The following is a 16951-nucleotide window of genomic DNA, read 5'->3' on the forward strand; positions in this document are numbered from 1 at the left end:
CCCTTCCGTGGTACGGCACCCCCCACCACACCCCCCGCGGGCCCCGTCACGTCTCCGTGCGGTACATCAGGTCCACCTCGTACGTGCTGAAGCCCAGGCGCTCGTACACCGCCACCGCCGCCTTGTTGTCGGCGTCGACGTACAGCATCGCCGTGGGCAGGCCCTGCGCCGCGAGATGGCGGAGCCCGATCGTGGTGAGCGACTTGCCGAGGCCGCCGCCCTGGGCGCCGGGGGCGACGCCGAGGACGTAGACCTCGCCGAGCTGCTCCTCGGCGTGCACCTTGGTCCAGTGGAAGCCGATGAGGTCGGGGCCGCGGAAGGCGAGGAAGAAGCCCGCGGGGTCGAACCAGGGCTCGGCCTTGCGGTCGTCGAGGTCGCGCTGGGTGAGGGAGCCCTGCTCGGGGTGGTGGGCGAACGCGGCGGCGTTGACGGCGAGCCACGCGGCGTCGTCCTGGCCGGGGACGAAGGCGCGTACCGTCACGCCGTCCGGGAGCACCGGGTCGGGCAGCGCGAGGTCGGCCAGGGGCCGCCGCATCTGGCGGAGTTCGCGGAAGAGGGTGAGGCCGAGGACCTGGGCGAGGTGCCGCGCGGCGGCGTGGCCGCCGTGGGCCCACACCCGCAGCCGCTTGCCGGAGGCGGCGAGCAGGGCGGAGCCGAGGGCGCGGCCGTGGCCGTTGCCCCGGTGGGAGGGGTGGACCACCAACTCGGCGGCGGGCGCCTCGACCGGGTCGGTGTCCTCCAGCTGGGCGTAGCCGAGGAGTTCGCCGTCGGTGGTGAGGAGGAAGTGGGACACGCCCTCACGGGAGCCGCCGCGCAGCGCCAGTCGGCCCTGTTCGGACACCGCCTGCTGGCCGTCGCTGTGGGCGGCCTCGGTGAGCAGGCCGAGGACGGCGTCGGTCTGCTCCGGGGTGAGCGCGGAAAGGGTGCGGATGGAGCGGCTGGGGCCGGGCCGGGCGATGTCGTCGCTGGTCATGGATATGAGAGTAAAGGGAGGGTGGAGCGTTGCGGAGGGAAAGGGAAACCAGGATGTAACCATGAAGCCCCTGTCGCGCTACGCGCGTTGACTCTAGGCTGCGTGCGTTCAGCCAAGGCCTCACATGACCCACAGGGGGGCGCATGCCAGCCACATCCCAGCCGCATCGGCGCCGCAGGAGCCGGACGTACCGGCTTCTGACGGCCGCCGCCAGTATCGCGACCGTCGGCGCGCTGGCGGCCGCGCTGCCGTCGGCCGCGTCCGCCGGTGAGAAGGGCAAGCCCGGCACGGGGACGTCGGGCCGCTACCAGGACGTCCAGCTGCTGTCCTTCAACGACCTGCACGGCAACCTGGAGCCGCCCACGGGCTCCTCCGGCCGCGTCACCCACCTGCACGAGGACGGCACGACCACGACCGTCGACGCGGGCGGCGTCGAGTACCTGGCCACCCACCTGCGCCAGGCCCGCGGGGGCAACAAGTACTCCATCACCGCCGCCGGCGGCGACATGGTCGGCGCCTCCCCGCTGATCTCGGGCCTCTTCCACGACGAGCCCACCATCGAGGCGCTGAACAAGCTGGACCTGGACGTCACCAGCGTCGGCAACCACGAGTTCGACGAGGGCGCGAGGGAACTGGCCCGCCTGCAGAACGGCGGCTGCCACCCCACGGAGGGCTGCTACACCGACGAGGGCTTCACCGGCGCCGACTTCCCCTACCTGGCGGCCAACGTCCTCGACGAGAAGACGCGGAAGCCGATCCTCAAGCCGTACTGGGTGTGGAAGAAGAAGGACGTCAAGGTCGGCTTCATCGGTGTGACCCTGGAGGGCACCCCGGACATCGTCTCGGCCGACGGCGTCAAGGGCCTCGCCTTCAAGGACGAGGTCGAGACGATCAACAAGTACGCCAAGGAGCTTCAGCGGCAGGGCGTGAAGTCGATCGTCGCGCTCATCCACGAGGGCGGCTCCCCGGCCTCGGCGGCGTACAACTACGACTGCGACTCCCCCGGCCCGGGCGACGGCATCTCCGGCCCGATCGTCGACATCGCCAAGAACGTCACCCCGCAGGTGGACGCGCTGGTCACCGGCCACACGCACGCGGCGTACGCCTGCACGATCAACGACCCGGCGGGCAAGCCGCGCACGGTCACCTCGGCCGCGTCCTTCGGCCGCCTCTACACCGACACCACGCTGACCTACGACCGGTGGACGGGTGACATCGCCCGTACGGCCGTGAAGTCCGCGAACCACGCGGTCACCCGGGACGTCCCCAAGGCGCCCGACATGACCGAGCTGATCAGCAAGTGGAACACCCTCGCCGCGCCCATCGGCAACCGCGCGATCGGCTACATCTCCGCCGACATCCCCAGCACCGGCACCGAGTCCCCGCTCGGCGACCTGATCGCCGACGCGCAACTGGCGTACGGCAAGCAGCTGGACCCGGAGACCGACCTCGCCCTGATGAACCCCGGCGGCATCCGCGCGCCCCTGACCTACGCGGCCAAGGGCGCCGAGGGCGACGGTGTGGTGACGTACGCGGAGGGCTTCACGGTCCAGCCGTTCGCCAACACCGTCAACCTCCAGGACTTCACCGGCGAGCAACTGGTCCAGGTCCTGAAGGAGCAGGTCAGCGGCGCCAACACGGCCTCCCCGAAGGTGCTTCAGGTGTCGTCCGGGCTGACGTACACCCTGGACCTGACGAAGACCGGCGCCGACCGCGTCGTCACCGACTCCATCCGCCTGGGCGGCGCCCCGATCGACCTCACCGCCACCTACCGCGTCGCCACCAACAGCTTCCTCGCGGGCGGCGGCGACGGCTTCCCCACCCTCGGTGAGGGCGCCAACGACCTCGTCGGCGCGGACGACCTGACGGCCCTGGAGCAGTACCTGACGGCCAACTCCTCCCCGGCCTCGCCGATCGCACCTCCGACGGCGAACCGGATCACCATCGTCCGGTAGGGACCACGACCTTGAACGGGGCTCCGGAGTCGTCCGGGGCCCCGTTCGCTGTCCCTGGGGCGCCGTTCAGGAAGCCGTCGGCGTCCAGTCCCCCAGCCAGTCGGTGATCTCCTGGTCGGCCGCCTGGGCGGGGGTCAGGTGGGGGCGGTCGGGGGAGGTGGGGCCTGCGCCGGGGCCCGTGTTGTTGTACTCGGCGAAGCGGTCGTCCTTCCAGGAGAAGCCGCTCATGTCGGTCCAGGGGGTGGGCTTGACGGCGGCGCTGAGGGTGGTGTCGCGGACCGTGGTCTGGGGGTCGAGGGTGGCGTCGCCGCCCGCGTGCCAGGGGCGGCCCAGGTAGAAGGTCGACGCGGAGACGTCACCGTTGACGGTGGAGCGGGTGATCAGGAAGCCCTTGCGGTTGGCGGGGGTGCTGGGGGCGGTGAGGTAGCCCGCCGAGGTGCCGTTCCAGCGCTTCCTCAGGGTCAGGACCGAGCGGTCGATGACCGCCGTGGCGCGGCCGAAGACGAAGTCGACGTTGCCGGTGACGTAGGAGTTGGTGACGTAGACCCGGCCCAGCCGGTCCTTGGCGGCGGTGTCCAGCAGGAGGGTGTCCTGGTCGCCGTTGATGATCACCGAGTCGAGCATGACCTTGTCGGCCGCCGTGCGCAGGGCCACCGCCTGGTGGCCGGAGAGGGACTGGTGGGCGGCCTCGTCGAAGTCGTTGGTGATCGTGAGGTTGCGGGCCTGGAAGTCGTCCGCCTCCACGGCGACGGTGGCGCTGCCGGAGGTGCCGTAGGTGCCGGAGCCGTCGGGCTTCGGGGTGCCCGCCGCGTTGTTGTAGACGATCAGCGTGTCCCTGCGGCTGGCGCCCGTGCCCTGGAGGGTGATGTGCGGCTTGTTGGACGGGATCTTGACCAGCTCGCGGTACGTGCCCGGCTTGACGGCGATGACGACGCGCGAGGTGTTGTTCGCGGGTACGGCGTTCACCGCCGCCTGGACGGTGGAGTACTGGCCGGTGCCGTCCTTGGCGACCGTGAGGGTGGTGGCCGCGGCGGCCGTCGTCGTCGCCGTGGAACCGCGCGGACCCGCCTGCGACTTCAGCAGCGCGGGGACCTCGTTCGCCTGGTCGAGGGTGTAGGCGTAGTACGTCTTCGGGTCGAAGGCCGGGCCGCCGCTCTCGTTGCGGCCGCTGGTGCCGGAGAAGACGTTGCCGCGCTGGACCAGGGAGGCGGTGCTGTCCTTGATCACCGGGTTTCTGAAGCCCTGGAAGTAGGAGTTCTCCAGGACCATGCTGGTGCGGCCCCGGGCGTAGTTGCCGTACGCGGAGGTGATGGCGGTGCCCGTCGTGTCCTCGAGGTAGTTGTTGTAGAGGTGCGCGTGGGCGGCGTTGTCGGTGGACGGGTTGCGCTGTTCCGTCTCGCGGATCCAGTTGTGGTGGATCGTGATGTCGGTGACCAGGTTCTCCGTCCAGCCGATGCCGAAGGCCTTGTTGTTGTCGCTCAGGCGGTTCCAGGACACGGTGACGTTGGTGCTGTCCTTGCGGACGTCTATCAGACCGTCGGCCATGTGCCGCAGGTCGTTGTGGTCGATCCACACGTGGTGGGCGCCGTCCATCTGGATGGCGTCGTAGTCGTGGTCCTTGTCGTTCCAGACGCCCTGGTAGCTGTCGCGGATGGTCAGGTTCCGGATGATCACGTTGTGGACGCCCTGGCCGAGGAAGAAGCCGCCGCCGACGATGTGGCCCGAGGTGCCGGAGCCGATGATCGTCTTGTCCGAGGCGACCTTGATCTCCTTGCCCACCGGGTTCATGCTGATCGTCGCCGCGACGACGATGACGTACGGCTCCGGGGCCGTGGCGTACTTCTCCAGGTCCGCGAGCGTCCGGACGGTCACCGTCTCGCCGTCGCGGCCACCGTATGTGCCGTTCTGGCCCAGCGAGTTGACCGAGGCGAAGCCGTCGGCCTCCGCCGCGGCCCAGGTGGGGGTGGCCGCCGTCGCGCTGTTCTGGGCCGTCGTGTGGTAGCCCAGGGTTCCGGCCGCGATGACGGCGATGGGGAGGGCCGCCGTCGCCATCGTGCGCCTTCTGCGGTGGCGGGGCCTGGCGCGGGTGTGGGGGACGTTGTCGCTCATGCGCGGGTCCGATCCGGTTCGATTCGTGAGGGGCAGTCGTCTCCCTGGTGTCGCCGCGGGGGAGCGCGGGGTTGCCGGGGTGAACGAAGCGGTCGGCCGGTGCGTCGGAGGGAGGAGATCAGGAGGCTTTGATGCGTGTGATGAGAGTCGCGGTCGGGCTTGGGGGCCTTGCTGCGGTCGCCGGGTGCGGTGGGGTTGACGGGGGTGGGGGTAGGGGGTGGCGGTGGCGGTGGCGCCGCCGCCTGCTGCGCCTACGTCGTCGCCTATGACCGGCGTGCCTACTGGGGGCATGGGCACGGTGACTTCGACACCCGTACCGCCATGGCCGTGGGGGTCTCGCCGGACGATGTCGTCCTGGCGCGCGTCGATCCCGACAAGCTTGGGCCCGAGGCGGTGCGGGAGTTGTTCCGGGAGCCCTAGGGGATGTCCGGCGGCGGTGTCGACGCCCCCGGCAGGCGTACCGTCACCGTCGTGCCGCCCGTCTCCGCCGGTCGCAGGGTGACCTCGCCGCCCGCCTGCTGGATCGTGCGGGCGACGATGGACAGGCCGAGGCCGGAGCCGGGGAGGGCGCGGGCGGAGGGGCTGCGCCAGAAGCGGTCGAAGACGTGGGGGAGTTCGTCGGCGGGGATGCCGGGGCCGTGGTCGCGGACCGTGAGGGTGCCGTGGTCCAGGCGGACCTCGATCGTGCCGGACTCCGGGCTGAACTTCACCGCGTTGTCCAGGATGTTCACCACCGCCCGCTCCACGGCGGAGGGCTCCGCCCGTACGTACCAGGGCTGCACGTCCGCCGTGATCGTCAGCTCCGGGCCGCGCAGCCGGGCGCGGCGCAGGGCCGACTCGACGGTGTCGTGGAAGGCGATCACCTGGGCCCTGGCGCCCGAGTGCTGGCCGGTGTCGGGGCGGGACAGCTCCTGCAAGTCGCCGATCAGGGCGGCCAGTTCCGTCATCTGCGCCTTCACCGACGCCAGCAGGGCCTTGCGGTCCGCCTCGGGGAGGGGGCGGCCGGTCTCCTCGCTGCGGGTGAGGAGTTCGATGTTCGTACGCAGGGAGGTGAGCGGCGTACGCAGTTCGTGGCCCGCGTCCGCGATCAGCTGTTGCTGGAGGTCGCGGGAGCTGGCCAGCGCCGACGTCATCGAGTTGAAGGAGTGGGAGAGGCGGGCCACCTCGTCGTCGCTGTCCTGCCCGACGGGGATGCGGATGGTGAGGTCCTCGGTGCGGGCCACGTGCTCCACGGCTTCCGTGAGCTTGTCGACGGGGCGCAGGCCCGCGCGGGCCACGGCCAGGCCCGCGGCGCCCGCGCCGATGACTCCGATGCCGGAGACGACGAGGAGGAGCAACGCGAGTTCGTTCAGGGTGGACTCGGTGCCCTTGAGGGAGAGCGCCATGACGAGGGCGGCGTCGTTCACCACGTACCGGCCGTCCGGATCCTCGACCAGAACTGCCGTGGTCAGTACGCGGACAGGGTCGCCGTCGCTGTTCTGGCCGGAGCGGAAGGCGACCTCACCGGGCTGGGGGTTCTCGGCGACGGCCACATCGCCGTCGGTGACCTTCACCGCGCCCGCGGAGCGGCCGAGGAGGCAGGCCTTGCCGTCCGCCTTGACGATCTGGATGTAGCCCTCGGTGCCGGGCCCGAACACGGAGGTGTCGGGCGACTGGCTGCACGTCGACAACGCCGCCAGGACCTGGGCGCGGGGGTAGGCGCGGACCGACTCCCGCAGGTCGTTGTCGATCTCGTCGTACAACTTCCCCCGCACCACGAACCAGCACGTCACCGAAACCGCCGCCACCGCGAACGCCACCGCCGCCGCCACCAGCAGGGCCAGGCGGGAGCGGATCGGGAGGGTGCGCAGGCGGCGGGTCAGCCGGTTCATTCGGCGCCGCCCTGGCGCAGGACATAGCCGACGCCGCGCACGGTGTGGACGAGGCGGGGCTCGCCGCCCGCCTCGGTCTTGCGGCGCAGGTACATGACGTAGACGTCGAGGGAGTTGGAGGAGGGCTCGAAGTCGAAGCCCCAGACGGCCTTGAGGATCTGCTCACGGGTGAGGACCTGGCGCGGGTGCGCCATGAACATCTCCAGCAGCGTGAACTCCGTGCGGGTCAGCTCCACCGGGCGGCCACCGCGCGTCACCTCGCGCGTGGCGAGGTTCATGCGCAGGTCCGCGAAGGCCAGGGTGTCGTCGTCCTCGGTCGCGGCGGCCACCGCCGCCGCGTACGAGCTGCGGCGCAGCAGGGCCCGGATGCGGGCGAAGAGTTCGTCGAGTTCGAACGGCTTGACCAGGTAGTCGTCGGCGCCCGCGTCCAGGCCGGTCACCCGGTCGCCGACCGTGTCACGGGCGGTGAGCATGAGGATGGGGGTCATGTCGCCCGTGCCGCGGATGCGGCGGGCGGCGGTGAGGCCGTCCATGCGGGGCATCTGGATGTCGAGTATGACCAGGTCGGGCCGGTAGGCGGCGGCCTTCTCCAGGGCGTCCGCGCCGTCGACCGCGACCTCGGTGCCGTATCCCTCGAAGGCGAGGCTGCGCTGGAGTGCTTCCCGCACCGCGGGCTCGTCGTCGACGATCAGGATGCGCTGGGGGTCACGGTCGCCTTCGGCGGGGCTCATGGCTCTGGGTTCCTCGGGTGCGGGGAGGGACGGGGACTGCTGGTCCATTCTTCATTCAGCGTCGCACGGCGCGCTGTGCTCCGGGCCCGTGGATCAGCCGCGGACCGCCGTACGGCGCCGGGTCGTCCGGGGGCGGTGGGCGGCGGGCGCCAGCTCGGGGGGCCGGGTGCGGGGGGCGTGCAGCGTGTGGGCGACTTCCAGGGCCAGGGCGTATCCGGCGGGGTCGGTGGCCGTGGCGGCGGTGCCGGGGTCCGTGTGGTGGAACTGCTTGATCATGGTCTGCCCCTTCGGTTCTGTCTCGTCGTCAGTCCGTCGCGCCCGCGCGCAGGGTGTCCAGGTCGGACTTGACCGTGTTGACCGGGATCGCGAAGCCGAGGCCCACGCTGCCCGCGTCGGCGGAGGAGGACGAGCCGGAGGCCGAGTACATCGCGGAGTTGATGCCGATGATGTCGCCGTTCATGTCGATCAGCGCGCCGCCGGAGTTGCCGGGGTTCAGGGACGCGTCCGTCTGGATCGCCTTGTACGTCGTCGTGGACGAGCCGGTGTCGCCGTTGAACTGCTCGCCGCCGTACTCGAACGGCCAGCTGCCGCCCGGCTGCCGCTGTTGCTGGTTCTCGTCGGTGGAGACGGTCACGTCCCGGTCGAGGGCGGAGACGATTCCGCTGGTCACGGTGCCGGTGAGGCCCTCGGGGGAGCCGATCGCCACGACCGTGTCGCCGACCTGGACGTCATCGGAGTCGCCCAGCGAGGCCGCGGTCAGACCCGACGCGTCCTCCAGCTTGATCAGGGCGAGGTCCTTGCTGCTGTCGGTGCCTACGACCTGCGCGGTGTAGGACGTGCCGTCGTTGGTCGTCACCTTGATCTCGTTCGCGCCGGAGACGACGTGGTTGTTGGTGATGATCTCGCCGTCACCGGTGATGATCACGCCGGAGCCGGTGGACTCGCCGTTGCCGGAGGTCGCGTTGATCTCGACGATGCTCGGGCTGACCGCCGCGGCGATCGCCGCTATGTCGCCCTTCTTGCTCGACGGCACCACGCTGGTGCCGGTGCCGGTGCTCGCCGCCGTGGTGTCGGGGCCGGTCAGCTCCTGGATGCCGTACGCCGTGCCGCCGCCGATGGCCGCGGCGACGATCGCCACGGCGGCGAGCAGGGCGGCCGGGCCACGGCCGCGCCGCCGCCTCGGGCGGGTGGTGGGCGCGGAGAGGAGAGGCGTGGGCGCGTGCGCCGGAGGGGGCGGCCACTCCGGGTGCACGGGAGAAGACACGGGCTGGTCGCCCTGGTAGGGGGTCTCGTAGTCGCCGCTACGGCGCGTGCTCTCGGTCATGTCCATGAGCTTGGCGCGCGACGATGAGAGTCCCCTGAGTGCTCTCTGAGAAGCCCGACAGAAGCTCGTATGCCCGATATAAGGCCAACCCTCAGGCCAACCCTCAGGCCAGCCCTGAGGCCAGCGGCCAGCCCCTAGGCCAGCCCCCAGGCCAGCCCTCCAGCCCGGCCGCTCTGGCCGCTCAGGCGGGGAGAGCCCCTACTCGCAGCCGCACGACCGGCGGACCACCAGCTTCGACGGGAACACCTTCAGACGCTCCCGCCGCGAGCCCGCGACCCGCAGGCCGTCGTCCAGGACCAGGTCCACCGCCGCCCGCGCCATGGCCGAGCGGTCCGAGGCGATCGTCGTCAGGGGCGGGTCGGCGAGCGCCGCCTCCTTGATGTCGTCGAAGCCCGCCACCCCCAGCTCGCCGGGTACGTCGATACGCAGCTCGCGGGCCGCCCGCAGCAGGCCGATCGCCTGGTCGTCGGTGGAGCAGAAGATCGCGGGCGGTCGCCGGGGGCCGGAGAGGATGTCGAGGCCGACGCGGTAGGCGTCGTAGCGGTTGTAGGGGGCCTCGAACAGGCGGCCCTCGGTGGGGACGCCCGCCTCGGCCATCGCGCGCCGCCAGCCCTCGACGTGGTCGGAGACCGGGTCGCCGACCGCCGGGGTCTGCGCGGTGCCGCCCATGCAGGCGACGTAGTCGTAGCCGTGCTCCAGCAGGTGGCGGACGGCCTCCTGGGCGCCGCCGAGGTCGTCCATGACCACGGCGACGTCGTCCATGGCCTCGGGGCGCTCGTGCAGCAGCACCACGCGGGCGTCCCAGGCGTCGATCTCGGCGGCGGCGAGGTCGTTGAGCGCGTGGCTGACGAGGATGAGCCCGGAGACCCGCATCCCCAGGAAGGCGCGCAGGTAGTGCACCTCGCGCTCGCCGATGTAGTCGCTGTTGCCGACCAGCACCATCTTCCCGCGCTCGGACGCCGCCTGTTCGACCGCGTGCGCCATCTCCGCGAAGAACGGCTGGCGCGCGTCCGGCACGATCAGGCCTATGAGGTCGGTGCGCCGCGACGCCATCGCCTGTGCCACCCGGTCGGGGCGGTAGCCCAGCTCCTTGATGGCGGCGAGGACACGCTCGCGCGTGGCCGGGGCGACCGGCCGGGGTCCGTTGTTGATGACATAGCTGACTACGGCGGTGGAAGTACCCGCCAGTCTCGCCACGTCATCCCGAGTCACCTTGGCCACGCGCGGAGTCTACGCGGATGGACCGGCTCTGGGCAGGGCGTACGCCACTTCCTTGGAGCGCAGGGCCCCGCGCGCACGGGGCGCCGCGCTCCGACCGGAGTGCCGCTACGCCTCTGCCGTGACCTCGGCCGGGTCCAGCACGGCCGAGGCGTCCGTTTCCTCCCGCTCCTCGCGCTTCGGCTGGGCCGCCTTGGCCCTCGCCTCGTCGGAGGAGCGGTCCGCCTTCTCGGGAGTGACGAACCGATAACCGACGTTCCGGACGGTTCCGATCAGTGACTCGTGCTCGGGGCCGAGCTTCGCCCGCAGCCGTCGTACGTGCACGTCCACGGTGCGGGTGCCGCCGAAGTAGTCGTAGCCCCAGACCTCCTGGAGGAGCTGCGCGCGCGTGAAGACCCGGCCCGGGTGCTGGGCGAGGTACTTCAACAGCTCGAACTCCTTGAAGGTCAGGTCGAGGACCCGTCCCTTGAGCTTGGCGCTGTACGTCGCCTCGTCCACCGACAGATCACCGTTGCGGATCTCCATCGGGGAGTCGTCGTTGACGATCTGCTGGCGGCCCATGGCGAGCCGCAGCCGCGCCTCCACCTCCGCCGGACCGGCGGTGTCGAGGAGGACGTCGTCGATGCCCCAGTCCGCGGTGACGGCGGCGAGGCCGCCCTCGGTGACGACGAGGATGAGGGGGCAGCCGGGGCCCGTGGACCGCAGCAGCTGGCACAGGCTGCGGACCTGCGGGAGGTCGCGCCGCCCGTCGATCAGGATGACGTCGGCGCCCGGGGTGTCGACGAGTGCGGGGCCCTCCGCCGGAGCCACGCGCACGTTGTGCAGCAGCAGGCCGAGAGCGGGGAGCACCTCCGTCGACGGCTGGAGGGCGTTGGTGAGGAGCAGCAGAGAACTCATCGCGCTCCTCCCGCCCGGTTGGTGGTGCGTCGTCGTCCGTGCACGGTTCGCTCGCCCATAACGTCTGGTTCCTCCTCGGTCCCTGCGAGGACGTTTGCGGCACTGCCTCGTACTGGTGCTGCGGACCCCACGCCCCCTGGGTTCCGCCATGCGATCGACAACCCGTACACCTGCGGTTTCCCGCGTCGTATACAACGCTTCCGAAAGCACAAAAGGACCCGGGGGCTACGCTGCCCGAGTCCTCTGCCCAGCAGAATAGCCCACATGAGCAACGGTCCGGCAGGTCATGTGGCCCGATCCCTCCCTTCTTCCGCCGTTCGTCCACACTCCGAGACGGCGGCGGGGAACGGATCCGCGCGATTGCGGACGTTTCTGCACACCGTCGACGGGGTGACGATCGACGCTGTATACGACCCGGGTGCGGTTGTATACGACAGCTCCGCGCCGTCCGCCGTTCAGCCGGTGTTCGTCGTCGCCCACGGGTTCACCGGCGACGTGGACCGGCCGCACGTTCGGCGGGTGGTGCGCGCGCTGCGGGCTTACGGCGCCGTCGTCACGTTCTCCTTCCGGGGGCACGGGGCGTCCGGCGGGCGGTCCACCGTCGGCGACCGGGAGGTGCTGGACCTGGCCGCCGCCGTCGCCTGGGCCCGGGAACTGGGGCACGCGCGCGTGGCCACCGTCGGCTTCTCCATGGGCGGCTCGGTCGTCCTGCGGCACGCGGCGCTGCACCCGGCCGACACCGACGCCGTGGTCTCGGTCAGCGCGCCCGCCCGCTGGTACTACCGGGGCACCGCCCCCATGCGGCGCCTGCACTGGCTGGTGACCCGGCCCGCGGGGCGCCTGGTGGGCCGTTACGGCTTCCGGACCCGTATCCACCACCGCGACTGGGACCCCGTACCGCTCTCCCCGGTGGCGGCCGTGCCGCGGATCGCGCCGACCCCGCTGCTCATCGTGCACGGCGACCGCGACGGCTACTTCCCGCTCGACCACCCGCGCATGCTCGCCGAGGCCGCCGGTGACCACGGCGAACTCTGGCTCGAGGCGGGCATGGGACACGCCGAGCACGCCGCCACGGAGGAGCTGCTGGCGAGGGTCGGGGACTGGGTAGTGGACCGTGCTGTCGGCGGGGCGGGCTAGCCTGGCCGTGTTACCGCCTACTGACTCGAGGAACGAGATGGCAAAGGTCACGGTGCGCTACTGGGCCGCCGCGAAGGCCGCGGCCGGGATCGCCGAGGAGCCGTACGACGCGGCCACGCTCGCCGAGGCGCTGGACGCCGTGCGCGAGCGGCACCCCGGCGAGCTGACGCGGGTGCTGAAGCGCTGCTCGTTCCTGATCGACGGTGACCCCGTGGGCAAGCGCGAGCACGAGACCGTACGGCTGGCCGACGGCGGCACGGTCGAGGTGCTCCCGCCGTTCGCAGGAGGGTGACCGCACCGATGAGCAATCAGCCGTACGGCAGTGACCAGCCGTATCAGGGATCGTACGACCCCTACTGGCAGCAGCAGCCCCCCGCACAGCAGCCGCAGGCGCCGGGCTGGCCCGGGCAGCAGGGGTACGGGCAGCAGGGGTACGCGGAGAACGGCGGGTACGCGGAGAACGGCGGGTACGGGCAGTCCGGGCCTTACGGGCAGTCCGGGGCTTACGGGCAGTCCGGGGCTTACGGGCAGTACGACGATCCGTACGCCGCCCAGCAGTACACCCAGCAGTGGCAGGGACAGACCTGGGAGACACAGACGCAGCCGCCCGTCCCGCCGGTCGCGGCGGCCGAGACCGCGTACCTGCCGCCGGTGACCGACGACCAGGCGTACCCGGCGGAGCCCGTGGCGACGGCGCCCGCACCCGCCCCCGCGGAGGGCTACGGCCCCGCCACCCTCGCGGGCAACCCCCGCGTCACCGACGCCCAGCGCGCCCGGCTCGAAGGGCGCTCCCCGATCATCGAGCCCGGCGGGCAGCCCGCCGCGCTCACCGCGCTGCTGGGGCTGCTGCTCTCCGGTGCGGCGGCCATCGGCTCGTACGCCCTCCTCGTACCGCTCGTCGCGCTCCAGGCGGTCACCGCCGCGGGCTGGTTCCGGCTGAACGGCATGTGGCCCGCCCGGCAGGGCATCGCGCTGGCCTTCGCGGGCGCGCTGACCGCGGACGCGGTGCTGCTCGTGGCGGGCCGGGAGCACGGTCCCGCCGCGATCCTCGGCACCCTGGGCGTCTGGGTGCTGCTCTCCCTCGTCCTCCAACTGCGCTCGCACGCCGACCCGGACGAGCGGATGTACGGCCTGACGGCGACCGTCGTCTCGGCCGCGCTGGCGATCCTCGCCGCCGGGTACCTCGCGGCCGAGGCGGACGCGGTGACGGTCGGGGCCGCCGCCGTGGGCGTCGCCCTCATCGCCCGCGCGATGCCGCTGCCCACCCCGGCGTCGGTGGTCGTGGCGCTGCTCGCCGCGGCGGGCGCGGGGATCGCGGTCGGCGGGCTGACGGGCGTCGGCGCGGACGGCGCGCTGGTGGGCGTGGGCGCGGCGGTCTGCGCGCTGATCGGGCACCGGGTGGCCAGCTACGACTATCCGTCCCGGTTCGTCCACTTCACGGCGGGCGTGGCCCTGCCGTTGACGGCGGCGGCGCCGGTGGTGTGGGTGCTGGGGCGGTCACTGGGCTGAGCGGGGCCGCCGCGTGTCACAGCTGGTCGACAATCCGACGGCCGTCCCCGCCGCCGGGGTTACCGTGGCGTTCGACCTTGAAGACCGCCCAGGTGGGGGAACATGCGCGCGCTGCGAATAGTACTGATCGTCGTCGTGGTCCTCGGCGGCCTCTTCGTGGCCGCCGACCGGCTCGCCGTGCACTTCGCCGAGGGGGAGGTCGCGGACAAGGTCCGCACCACCGAGAACCTCGCGTCCACGCCCGACGTGTCGATCAAGGGCTTTCCGTTCCTCACCCAAGTCGTCGGCGGCGAGCTGGACGACGTCGAGGTCGGCATCAAGAACTACGAGGCGACCGCGGGCGGCGACGGCACGACGATCCGTATCGACGACCTCACCGCGAACATGAGGGGCGTCGAGTTCTCCGGCGACTACAGCTCCGCCACCGCCCGTTCCGCCACCGGCACCGCCACCATCTCCTACGACGAGCTGCTGAAGACGGCCAGGTCGGAGCCCACCCAGGTGTCCCCCGGTGTCACCGCCGAGGTCGTCGGGCTCTCCGACGGCGGCGACGGCAAGATCAAGGTCGCGGTGGAGGCGACGGTGTTCGGCACCAAGCTGCCGCAGCCGGTCTCCGTGCTGAGCACGGTCACCGCGCAGGGCGACAGCGTCCGGGTGAAGGCCGAGGCCCTGCCCAGCATCGGCGGGGTGGAGGTCGGCGAGACGCAGATCCGGTCCATCACCGACTTCGAGCAGCGGATCGAGGAGCTGCCCGGCGGGATCCAGCTGGACACGGTCAAGGCGGCGAGCGACGGCGTGCGGATCACGGTGCGGGGTTCCGACGTGCGGCTGGCCGGGTAGTACCGGCCGGGGGCCACGAGGGGTCGGCCCCGCTGATCTGTCCGAGGGGCGAGACGAGGCGTCCGTACCGTAGATGTGACGACGGATACAGGACACCGGCGGCCGGGCGGCGGCTGGCCGCACGGCCATCCGGTCCCGGATCGTGGACGATCGCGTCTCACCATTCGACACGCCGGTGACATGCCCGCCCGACCGTCCCTACGATCGAGCCCATGAGACGACAGGCGGACCTCACAAAGCGGCGGGCAGTAGACCTGTGCCGCGTTGCCGCCATGCTCTGTCGCACCTTCTGACCGGAGGCCGCTGCCTCCGCGTTCCCCACCGCCCCGCACCAGGGGCCTCCGTGCGCCCTGCGCACGCCCGCACCTCGCATTTCGCCCGCATTGGCACACCCCGCCGCAACTGCCCCGGAGGAGAGACATGAGCCGCAGCGACGTCCTGGTCGACGCCGACTGGCTGCAGGACAACCTGGACGACCCGAACATCGCGGTCGTCGAGGTGGACGAGGACACGTCCGCGTACGACAAGAACCACATCCGCAACGCGATCAAGATCGACTGGACCGACGACCTCCAGGACCCGGTCCGCCGCGACTTCATCGACCAGGAGGGCTTCGAGAAGCTCCTCTCCGCCAAGGGCATCGCCAACGACACGCTGGTGATCCTCTACGGCGGCAACAACAACTGGTTCGCGTCGTACGCCTACTGGTACTTCAAGCTCTACGGCCACGAGAACGTCAAGCTCCTCGACGGTGGCCGCAAGAAGTGGGAGCTGGACGCCCGCGAGCTGGTCGAGGAGGTGCCCGAGCGCGCCACCACCGACTACAAGGCCAAGCCGCAGGACACCTCGATCCGCGCCTTCCGTGACGACGTGGTCGCCGCCATCGGCGCGCAGAACCTGGTCGACGTCCGCTCGCCCGACGAGTTCTCCGGCAAGCTGCTCGCCCCGGCCCACCTGCCGCAGGAGCAGTCGCAGCGCCCGGGTCACGTGCCGTCCGCCCGCAACATCCCGTGGTCGAAGAACGCCAACGACGACGGCACGTTCAAGTCGGACGACGAGCTGAAGAAGCTCTACGAGGAGGAGAGCGTCGACCTCTCCAAGGACACCATCGCCTACTGCCGCATCGGCGAGCGCTCCGCGCTGACCTGGTTCGTGCTGCACGAGCTGCTGGGCGTGGAGAACGTCAAGAACTACGACGGTTCCTGGACCGAGTACGGCTCCCTGGTCGGCGTGCCGATCGAGCTGGGCGCCAACAAGTAAGCCGACCGACCCTCTACATCCTCTGAGGAGTGACCCATGTGCGGAGCGAAGGCCGGTGGCCCCGACGCCTCGACGATCAAGCCCGGTGAGACCACGATCCAGGGCCAGGTGACCCGTGACGGCGAGCCCGTGACCGGCTACGTCCGGCTGCTGGACTCGACCGGCGAGTTCACGGCGGAGGTGCCCACCTCCGCGACCGGTCAGTTCCGGTTCTACGCGGCCGAGGGCACCTGGACCGTCCGTGCCCTGGTGCCCGGCGGCACCGCCGACCGCACGGTGGTCGCCCAGAAGGGCGGTCTGGCCGAGGTCGCCATCGCGGTCTGAGGACCGACAACGGCACGGAGGGCCGTACCCCGCGGGTTGGACGCCCGGGGTGCGGCCCTTCGGCGTGCCGATCGGGGATGCCGACCTACGCTGGAGACATGTACGCACGGCGCCGTCGTCGCTACTTCGCCATGATGGGCTGCTGCCTCGGCCTGTTCATCCTGGCCTGGGCCGTCGTACGGCTGTGGTCCGTCCCGGCGGCCGTCGCGATGTGCCTGGTGGCCATGGTCATCCCCCCGCTCGCCGCGATGATCGCCAACCGTCGCGGCCCCGACGACCGCTGGTGGGACGACCCCTCGGGCGACCCCCAGTCGGACGAGTGGTGGGACGAACTGGACGGCAAGCGCCGGGACAGGGGTCAGTAGACGAGGGCCTGCGTGTCGTCCGCCAGGGCCTCCTGGACGAAGACCTGCGCCCCGGCGATGCGTACGCCCTCGATGACGTCCTTCTCCGTGATCCCGCGGCGGGCCGCGCACTGGGTGCACAGGGTGAGTCGGCCGCCCGCGAGGATCGAGTCGAGGAGGTCGGGCAGCGGGGCGGCGTGCGGGAGTTCGAACTCGGCGGCGCGGCCGGGCAGGGCGAACCAGGCGGACTCACCGGTCAGCCACAGGGACACCTCCACCCCACTCGCCACGGCCACCGCGGCCACCGTGAACGCCTGCGAGCAGCGCTCGGGGGCGTCCGCCCCGGCCGTCACCTTGATCACGAGCTTCTTCGCCATGCCCGAAGCGTAGTCAACGCCCCTGCGACCGGTGGCATCGACCGCGGGTGTCCCGTGCGGCGCGCACGGGGGCGCGTGCCCA

Annotated in this window: 19 protein-coding genes; 10 read left to right on the top strand and 9 right to left on the bottom strand. The window is 71.5% G+C overall.

Features of this window, described 5'->3' with window-relative positions; genetic code table 11:
- Positions 1-46 precede the first annotated feature (46 nt).
- Positions 47-973, bottom strand: coding sequence for a mycothiol synthase (gene mshD / locus ACFVQG_RS24260; protein ID WP_383387177.1), 927 nt, complete (start codon positions 971-973; stop codon positions 47-49).
- A 143-nt stretch (positions 974-1116) separates the two neighbouring features.
- On the opposite strand from mshD, the gene ACFVQG_RS24265 reads away from it, so the two are divergent.
- Entirely contained in the window at positions 1117-2928 is a 1812-nt protein-coding gene (locus ACFVQG_RS24265) for a bifunctional metallophosphatase/5'-nucleotidase (protein ID WP_383387180.1), read from the top strand.
- 66 nt (positions 2929-2994) lie between these two features.
- Here the strand turns inward: ACFVQG_RS24265 and ACFVQG_RS24270 are convergent, their stop codons facing one another.
- The gene (locus ACFVQG_RS24270; RefSeq protein WP_383387183.1) at positions 2995-5037 is read right to left on the bottom strand and encodes a pectinesterase family protein; all 2043 of its coding nucleotides are present in this window, start codon (positions 5035-5037) and stop codon (positions 2995-2997) included.
- A 204-nt stretch (positions 5038-5241) separates the two neighbouring features.
- On the opposite strand from ACFVQG_RS24270, the gene ACFVQG_RS24275 reads away from it, so the two are divergent.
- Positions 5242-5457: a hypothetical protein gene (locus ACFVQG_RS24275; RefSeq protein WP_383387187.1), complete on the top strand. Its 216-nt coding sequence runs from the start codon at positions 5242-5244 to the stop codon at positions 5455-5457.
- Here ACFVQG_RS24275 and ACFVQG_RS24280 read toward each other — a convergent pair.
- The 6 genes from ACFVQG_RS24280 to ACFVQG_RS24305 form a co-directional block, all read right to left on the bottom strand.
- Positions 5454-6908 (bottom strand): ATP-binding protein, encoded by a 1455-nt coding sequence (locus tag ACFVQG_RS24280; RefSeq protein ID WP_383387190.1) that lies wholly within the window; start codon positions 6906-6908, stop codon positions 5454-5456. The genes ACFVQG_RS24275 and ACFVQG_RS24280 overlap by 4 nt on opposite strands.
- Entirely contained in the window at positions 6905-7639 is a 735-nt protein-coding gene (locus ACFVQG_RS24285) for a response regulator transcription factor (RefSeq protein WP_383387194.1), read from the bottom strand. The genes ACFVQG_RS24280 and ACFVQG_RS24285 overlap by 4 nt, the downstream gene beginning before the upstream one ends.
- Before the next feature lie 93 nt (positions 7640-7732).
- Positions 7733-7915 carry a hypothetical protein gene (locus ACFVQG_RS24290; RefSeq protein ID WP_383387197.1) on the bottom strand — a complete coding sequence of 61 codons (183 nt, stop codon included), beginning with the start codon at positions 7913-7915 and terminating at the stop codon, positions 7733-7735.
- A gap of 28 nt (positions 7916-7943) precedes the next feature.
- Positions 7944-8963 carry a S1C family serine protease gene (locus ACFVQG_RS24295; protein WP_383387200.1) on the bottom strand — a complete coding sequence of 340 codons (1020 nt, stop codon included), beginning with the start codon at positions 8961-8963 and terminating at the stop codon, positions 7944-7946.
- A 198-nt stretch (positions 8964-9161) separates the two neighbouring features.
- Positions 9162-10184, bottom strand: a complete 1023-nt coding sequence (locus tag ACFVQG_RS24300; protein ID WP_383387203.1) for a LacI family DNA-binding transcriptional regulator — start codon at positions 10182-10184, stop codon at positions 9162-9164.
- 105 nt (positions 10185-10289) lie between these two features.
- Positions 10290-11078 (bottom strand): winged-helix domain-containing protein, encoded by a 789-nt coding sequence (locus ACFVQG_RS24305; protein WP_383387206.1) that lies wholly within the window; start codon positions 11076-11078, stop codon positions 10290-10292.
- 264 nt (positions 11079-11342) lie between these two features.
- Between ACFVQG_RS24305 and ACFVQG_RS24310 the strand changes: the two genes are divergently transcribed.
- From ACFVQG_RS24310 to ACFVQG_RS24345, 8 genes are all read left to right on the top strand, one after another.
- Entirely contained in the window at positions 11343-12215 is an 873-nt protein-coding gene (locus ACFVQG_RS24310; protein ID WP_383387209.1) for an alpha/beta hydrolase, read from the top strand.
- Positions 12216-12252: 37 nt separating this feature from the next.
- On the top strand, positions 12253-12507 hold the full coding sequence (locus tag ACFVQG_RS24315; protein WP_383387212.1) for a MoaD/ThiS family protein: 255 nt from the start codon (positions 12253-12255) through the stop codon (positions 12505-12507).
- Between the two features lie 8 nt (positions 12508-12515).
- Positions 12516-13724, top strand: coding sequence for a hypothetical protein (locus ACFVQG_RS24320; protein ID WP_383387215.1), 1209 nt, complete (start codon positions 12516-12518; stop codon positions 13722-13724).
- A gap of 102 nt (positions 13725-13826) precedes the next feature.
- Positions 13827-14564 (top strand): DUF2993 domain-containing protein, encoded by a 738-nt coding sequence (locus tag ACFVQG_RS24325; RefSeq protein ID WP_383387218.1) that lies wholly within the window; start codon positions 13827-13829, stop codon positions 14562-14564.
- Between the two features lie 212 nt (positions 14565-14776).
- The gene (locus tag ACFVQG_RS24330; protein WP_353963671.1) at positions 14777-14857 is read left to right on the top strand and encodes a putative leader peptide; all 81 of its coding nucleotides are present in this window, start codon (positions 14777-14779) and stop codon (positions 14855-14857) included.
- A 127-nt stretch (positions 14858-14984) separates the two neighbouring features.
- Positions 14985-15824, top strand: a complete 840-nt coding sequence (locus ACFVQG_RS24335) for a sulfurtransferase (protein WP_383387221.1) — start codon at positions 14985-14987, stop codon at positions 15822-15824.
- A 36-nt stretch (positions 15825-15860) separates the two neighbouring features.
- On the top strand, positions 15861-16148 hold the full coding sequence (locus ACFVQG_RS24340) for a DUF1416 domain-containing protein (RefSeq protein WP_009189358.1): 288 nt from the start codon (positions 15861-15863) through the stop codon (positions 16146-16148).
- Between the two features lie 98 nt (positions 16149-16246).
- Positions 16247-16513: a DUF3099 domain-containing protein gene (locus ACFVQG_RS24345; RefSeq protein ID WP_383387224.1), complete on the top strand. Its 267-nt coding sequence runs from the start codon at positions 16247-16249 to the stop codon at positions 16511-16513.
- On the opposite strand, the gene ACFVQG_RS24350 is transcribed toward ACFVQG_RS24345, so the two are convergent.
- The gene (locus ACFVQG_RS24350) at positions 16507-16869 is read right to left on the bottom strand and encodes a DsrE family protein (protein WP_383387227.1); all 363 of its coding nucleotides are present in this window, start codon (positions 16867-16869) and stop codon (positions 16507-16509) included. The genes ACFVQG_RS24345 and ACFVQG_RS24350 overlap by 7 nt on opposite strands.
- Positions 16870-16951: the final 82 nt, after the last annotated feature.

It is taken from the genome of Streptomyces sp. NPDC057877, assembly GCF_042796855.1.
Taxonomy (GTDB): domain Bacteria; phylum Actinomycetota; class Actinomycetes; order Streptomycetales; family Streptomycetaceae; genus Streptomyces.